The sequence below is a fragment of the Coprococcus intestinihominis genome (assembly GCF_040096555.1).
GTDB lineage: Bacteria > Bacillota > Clostridia > Lachnospirales > Lachnospiraceae > Coprococcus_A > Coprococcus_A intestinihominis.
On the sequence record NZ_JBBMEK010000198.1, the window covers coordinates 1 to 6,236 of the forward strand.

Below are 6,236 nucleotides of genomic sequence, written 5' to 3' on the forward strand. Positions count from 1 at the left end.
TAATCGGTCGAGGGCTTGACCAAAATGGTTCTAAAAGGCAGAGTGTTTTATGATATGCAGTTTTGAAGGTGCATGGTATTAAAAATTTAAATAGTTATATAGGGGTATAGTTTAATGGTAGAGTATCGGTCTCCAAAACCGCTGGTCCGGGTTCGAATCCTGGTACCCCTGCTAAAGCATCTGAGGAATTTCAGATGCTTTTTTATGTAATAGGAAATTCTGTTGGAATTTCCTATTACATATAAAGGCACTGCGTGCCAGAAAGCGCAGTTCGCGGAGAGGAATATATAGCTGTGCTATCCGGGAACGCGCGAAAGTGCGCGTCAGGCGCACACTTAGGTCTAATAATTTCTATATGAACAACAGAGGGCATGAGGTATCTGAATGCAACGATATAAAACGAATAGAGAGGTTTCAGATTATGAATCATTTTACAACATTCTCACAATATGAATATGTTCGGCCGGATTTTGAAAACGCCAAAGAATTGATCAGAAAATCTGTTGACAAAATCAAAAATGCCGGGACAAAAGAAGCAGTAAGTAAAGTATTTAAAGCAGTGAATGATCAGCAAAGACATTTGAGAACGATGGCGACGGTGGCTGAAATTCGCAATACTATTGATACAACAGATCCCTTTTATGAATCTGAAATGCAATGCTTTTATGAAAATATGCCGCTTGTTGATCTTGAAATGCAGGAATTTCAGAAAACAGTTCTGCAGTCAGAATATCTGGATGCATTAAAAGATGAATATGGTGAGCTGTATTTTATTCGTATGGAACGTTTAATGAAACTTGTCAGCAAGGAGAATGTCGAAAATCAGGTTGAGGAAAGCAATCTTGTACAGCTCTATCACAAAATTGCTGCAAAGCCGGTTGCACAGTTTAAAGGCGAAAAACTTAATTTTTATGGGCTGTTGAAAAAAATGCAGGATCCGGAACGAAAAATCAGAAAAGCTGCGTTGACGGCATGGTCTGATTTGTATCAGTCTATTGCAGATGATCTGAATGATATTTATACAAAGCTGATCAACAACCGGATCAAGCAGGCACAAGTACTGGGATTTAAGGATTATACAGAGATGATGTATCTTTCCATGGAGCGATTTGATTATGACCGTGAAGATGTTGCTTGCTACCGTGAGATGATCAGGCAGTTTGTGGTTCCGGTTGTTGCGGAAATATATGAGAAGCAGAGAAATCGTCTGGGAATTGATCATCTGTATTATTATGATGAAGATATGTCCTCTCCTGAGGGCAATGCCATACCTTACGGAACAACTGAGGAACAAGTGCAATTAGCGCAGAAAATGTATCATGAACTTTCAAAGGAAACAGGAGAGTTCTTTGACTTTATGGTTCAGCATCAATTATTTGATCTTGAAACAAAGCCAGGTAAAATGCAGGGGGGATATTGTACATTTCTGCCGGATATGATGGCTCCGTTTATTTTCTCCAATTTTAACAGAACTTCTGCAGATGTGGATGTTCTGACACACGAAGCAGGACATGCCTTTGAGGCCTATACGGCTACAAGAAACGGTGTGCCGGATGAGATTGCTTTTTCAACATCTGAAGTAGCGGAGATTCATTCGATGTCTATGGAGTATCTGACATATCCATGGATGGATTATTTTTTCAAAGATTCGGCCGACCAGTATAGAAAGACGCATCTTGAGGAAGGACTTAGAGTTATTCCGTATATGGCCTGTGTGGATGAATTTCAGCATGAGGTGTATGCACAGAAGATGACAGATACAGATAAGAGATATCAACTCTGGCATGCATTGGAAGAAAAATATATGCCATGGAGAGATTATGACGGGGATCCATTTCTTGAGGCAGGTGGTTTCTGGATGCAGAAACAGCATATTTTTATGTGTCCGTTTTATTATATTGACTATTCGCTTGCATCTATGGGAGCACTTGAGTATTATATCCGTTCTATTGATGACAGAGAGACAGCATGGGAGGACTATTTCAGACTTTGTTCTTTAGGCGGCAGCAAAGGTTATTTTGAACTTCTTAAAGAGGGGCATCTGAGCAATCCTTTCAAGGCAGGTACTGTCGAACATATTATGAAGGTGTTGAAAGAAAAAGTCCTTCAATAAGAAGCAGTGAAACAGAAAGGCGGTCAGACAAATGGAAATAAGGCAGTTAAAATATTTTGCGGCAGTAGCTGATACGCTTAATTTTAGCAGAGCTGCGGAAACACTTTTTATATCCCAGTCTGCCCTCAGTAAACAGGTTGCAGATCTGGAAAGGGAACTGGGCATGGTGCTTCTTCAAAGAGACAAGCGCAGCGTACGTCTGACACCGGCGGGCAAAGTCTTTTTGAATGAAGCCAAGGTGATTCTCATGCGTATGGATACGATACCGATCCTTTTAAAAAATACCAAGGATATAGAAAAGAAGGAAGAGCATAATGTTTTTATAGGTGTTGAGAACAGGGTGGGAGATTCACCGATTTTTCATCTGGGAGTAGCGGAAGCTGTTCATCAGCTCAGACAGGAGATGCCTACACTCAGGGCCATTTTTAAAATGGGTGAATATCTGGACATTAATCGTGATATCGCTGAAGAAACATTGAACATGGGTGTATTTATGGGGACGAAAGAAGATGTGAATGAGTCGCTGAAATACAGAGTCCTTTACGAAGATGAAATGGTTGTTGTCTATCGTGGTGAGCCGGTAGAGACCATAGGGATTGAAGGCATAAAGCAGATATTATCTGAGAAACCTTTATACATTATTGATAAAGAGTTTCGAGGTATGTCCCAGGTTGTCCGAATGCTGGGGGCAATCGGATGCGCACCATCCATTCGCTTCTGTGAAAGTACACTGGATATGAGTTTTATCATGGAAAGCGGAGAAGGATGTGTCGTTATTCCATCATCTATGGTCAGAAAGTATAAAAATCCGAAAATACATACATTGGCCACCCATAGACCGGAGGCAAAACTTTATTTTATGGCTATGTGGAAAAAAGAGGGAGAGCATCGCTTAGAGGAGATGATCGCTCTCAGAGCAGGATTAAATATTGAAACATTTAAATAATGGACAGACAGAAAGATCTCTGATTGAATTCGATTCAGTCAGGGATCTTTTCACATTAAGAGTTTTCGCATTAAAAGAAAGGGTTACAATAATTTTATAAAAAGAGTTGACAAACATATGATACTAGTGTACTATAATGATAGTACAGCAATGTACATTTAAAAGATTAATGATACAGACAGAGAAAGGAGAAATTTGATTGAGATATGAGAATGATCGTCCGATTTATCTGCAGGTGATAGAGGATATCAGCAGGCGGCTGATCCAGGGAGAATTGGCTTTAGGTGAGAAGCTTCCCTCTGTCAGAGAGATGGCTGTGCAGTATCAGATTAATCCGAATACAGCCAGCAGAGTTTATAAAGAGATGGAGAGCAGAGGGCTTTGTTATACGAAGCGCGGCATGGGCACATTTATTACGGAGGATTCAGGAATGATTAAGACGTCACAGTCAGAGATGGCAGAGAATTGTCTGGATACATTTCTTCAGGGAATGCAGGCAATCGGTATCGATTTGGATGAGATGATACAGCTGCTGAGAGAGCGGTATGCAAAGGAGGAGTTATGATGCTTGATTGTGTGAATGTTGTGAAACGGTATGGCGGTAAGTTTGCGGTGAATGGAATGTCCGTTGCTATAGAGGATGCGCATATTTATGGATTGCTTGGGCCGAATGGCAGCGGCAAGTCCACATGGATGAAGATGGCAGCCGGTCTGATTGTCCCGGATGAAGGGGAGATGAGACTGGATGGTGTGAAGATCAGCGCCGAGACGAAGAAGCATATTGCTTATATGCCGACAGAAGGTTATTTTTACAGCTATATGAAGATTAAGGATGCGGGCAGATATTATCAGGATTTCTTTGATGATTTTGATGCACAGCAGTTTGAGAAGCTGACCGCAGATATGGATCTGGAGATGAATATGAAGGTGAGAAATTTATCCTCAGGTATGATGGCGAAGCTGAAGATTGCTGTGACTTTATCAAGAAAGGCAGAGCTGTATCTGCTGGATGAGCCGTTAAACGGGATCGATCTTCTGGCCAGAGATGAAGTTGTCAACACAATTCTGACGAATATGAGCGACAATGCTTCTGTTGTTATTTCAAGTCATCTGGTAGAGGAATTGGAACGGATTATTGATAAGGCTATTTTCATGAAAGATGGACAGATTGTATTAATGGGTGATGTAGAAGAGATTCGACAGGAACGCGGGGAGTCTGTTACGGATCTGTATCGTCAGATTTATGGTTAGAATCCAGGAGGAATAATGTTATGTTAAAGCTGATAAAATATGAACTCATCAAACAGAAAACATCCAAAGTGATTATTGGAGCAATTTTAGCGCTGCTGGAGGTTGTTTTTCTGGCAGGTATGCTTTTGGGCAAAGAAGAAATCATGGCCATTGCTGCCGGAATGTTGACATTTCTGGCCTCGGTCACCTTTGTTATTGTTGGTTTGGAAGAAATTATTACTTATTATCATGATTTAAGAGACAAGAGCGGCTATATGCTTTTCATGACACCTTATAATGTTTATGAAATTATGGGAAGCAAGATTCTGACAGGTTTTTTTTCTATTGTAGCAGCAGCGATTATCTTTGGAATTATTGGATTCGCAGATATCACCATGGTATGTGCCAAGTACGGAGAGTTGCAGACGTTGTTTGATCAGATGAAAGCATTCTTCAGTTTTACTTTGCAGGTGAATGTTGACGGCATGCTTATTGTGTGGTCCATTATACAGGTTGTATTCGGCTGGGTTGGAACGGTGACATCCGCATTTCTGGCTATCACATTATGTATTACGATTTTTTCAGGTATGCGCTGCAAAGGGCTGATCAGTTTTGTCATTTATTGCGTGTTGAATATTGCAGTAAACGTTGTTGTTGTGCAGATTTTGAACTGGACAGACATGGCATCTGCAAATGGTATGATGGCTGTTTTTTCTATATTTGATATTTTATTTGCAGGTGCATGTTATGTGGCAACAGGTTATATTTTAAATAAGGAATTATCTCTTTAAATATAAGCCGTTTATTAAAAGTATTAAATATCAATGAAATGGCAATAGTTTATATTAAGTTAATAATTCTAGGCTATGATTACTTCTACATAGAATAAAACAGTACAATATGAGAGACTGTTGAGATATATGTCGGAGGTTGAGATATGAGCAGAGCAATAGGTATTGATCTTGGAACGACCAACAGCTGTGTGGCTGTTCTGGAAGGCGGAGAACCTGCTATTATAACAAGTGCGGAGGGGTTGAGAACAACCCCTTCGATTGTTGCGTTTACGAAGAAAGGTGAACGTCTGGTGGGAGCGCCTGCAAAGCGCCAGGCGGTGACAAATGCTGAACGGACAATTTCTTCAATTAAACGACAGATGGGGACGAATTACAGAGCGGATATAGATGGCAAGCGTTATTCTCCGCAGGAGATTTCTGCCATGATTTTGAGAAAACTCAAGAAGGATGCACAGGATTATCTCGGTGAGACGGTGACGGATGCGGTCATTACGGTGCCTGCTTATTTTAATGATGCACAACGGCAGGCAACGAAGGATGCAGGAAGGATTGCAGGATTGAATGTAACGCGGATCATCAATGAGCCGACAGCGGCCGCCTTTGCCTATGGTCTGAATAACGGAGAAGATCAGAAGGTGCTGGTTTATGATCTGGGCGGCGGTACCTTTGATGTATCCGTGATTGAGATAGGTGATGGGCTAATCGAAGTATTGTCTACTTCGGGAGATAATCATCTGGGCGGGGATGATTTTGACGACCGCCTGACAGATTATCTTCTGGCCGAGTTTAAAGCCAGCGACCATATTGATCTGAGTCATGATGAGGCGGCCGTTCAGAGAGTACGTGAAGGGGCGGAGAAGGCGAAGATTGAATTGTCATCATCCACATCGACAACCGTGAATCTGCCTTTTTTGACAATGGTGAAGGACATGCCGCATCATATGGAAGTGACTGTGACAAGGGCGAAGTTTGATGAGTTGACCCATGATCTGGTGGACAGAACAGCAGGACCTGTTCAGAATGCTTTGAGAGATGCGGGGATTACAGCCAGAGATCTGTCGAAGGTATTGCTTGTAGGCGGATCGACACGTATTCCGGCTGTTCAGGACAAGGTTCGGAGGATGCTTGGCATGGAACCATCCAAGGGTATCAA

The 6,236-nt window shown here is 41.5% G+C and carries 6 protein-coding genes and 1 tRNA gene; all 7 read left to right on the forward strand.

The features are described from left to right. Positions 1–100: 100 nt before the first annotated feature. A tRNA-Trp gene (locus WMO25_RS13345) sits at positions 101–171 on the forward strand. A gap of 250 nt (positions 172–421) precedes the next feature. Beyond that, on the forward strand, positions 422–2,113 hold the full coding sequence (locus WMO25_RS13350; protein WP_349085701.1) for a M3 family oligoendopeptidase: 1,692 nt from the start codon (positions 422–424) through the stop codon (positions 2,111–2,113). Between the two features lie 31 nt (positions 2,114–2,144). After that, entirely contained in the window at positions 2,145–3,059 is a 915-nt protein-coding gene (locus WMO25_RS13355; RefSeq protein WP_349085703.1) for a LysR family transcriptional regulator, read from the forward strand. Positions 3,060–3,258: 199 nt separating this feature from the next. After that, positions 3,259–3,624, forward strand: coding sequence for a GntR family transcriptional regulator (locus WMO25_RS13360; RefSeq protein ID WP_349085705.1), 366 nt, complete (start codon positions 3,259–3,261; stop codon positions 3,622–3,624). After that, positions 3,621–4,310 (forward strand): ABC transporter ATP-binding protein, encoded by a 690-nt coding sequence (locus tag WMO25_RS13365; RefSeq protein ID WP_349085707.1) that lies wholly within the window; start codon positions 3,621–3,623, stop codon positions 4,308–4,310. The genes WMO25_RS13360 and WMO25_RS13365 overlap by 4 nt, the downstream gene beginning before the upstream one ends. Positions 4,311–4,330: 20 nt before the next feature. Continuing rightward, the gene (locus WMO25_RS13370; protein WP_349085709.1) at positions 4,331–5,080 is read left to right on the forward strand and encodes a hypothetical protein; all 750 of its coding nucleotides are present in this window, start codon (positions 4,331–4,333) and stop codon (positions 5,078–5,080) included. 146 nt (positions 5,081–5,226) lie between these two features. Then, positions 5,227–6,236 (forward strand): Hsp70 family protein (locus tag WMO25_RS13375; RefSeq protein ID WP_349085711.1); only part of this gene is annotated, 1,010 nt, incomplete at its 3' end.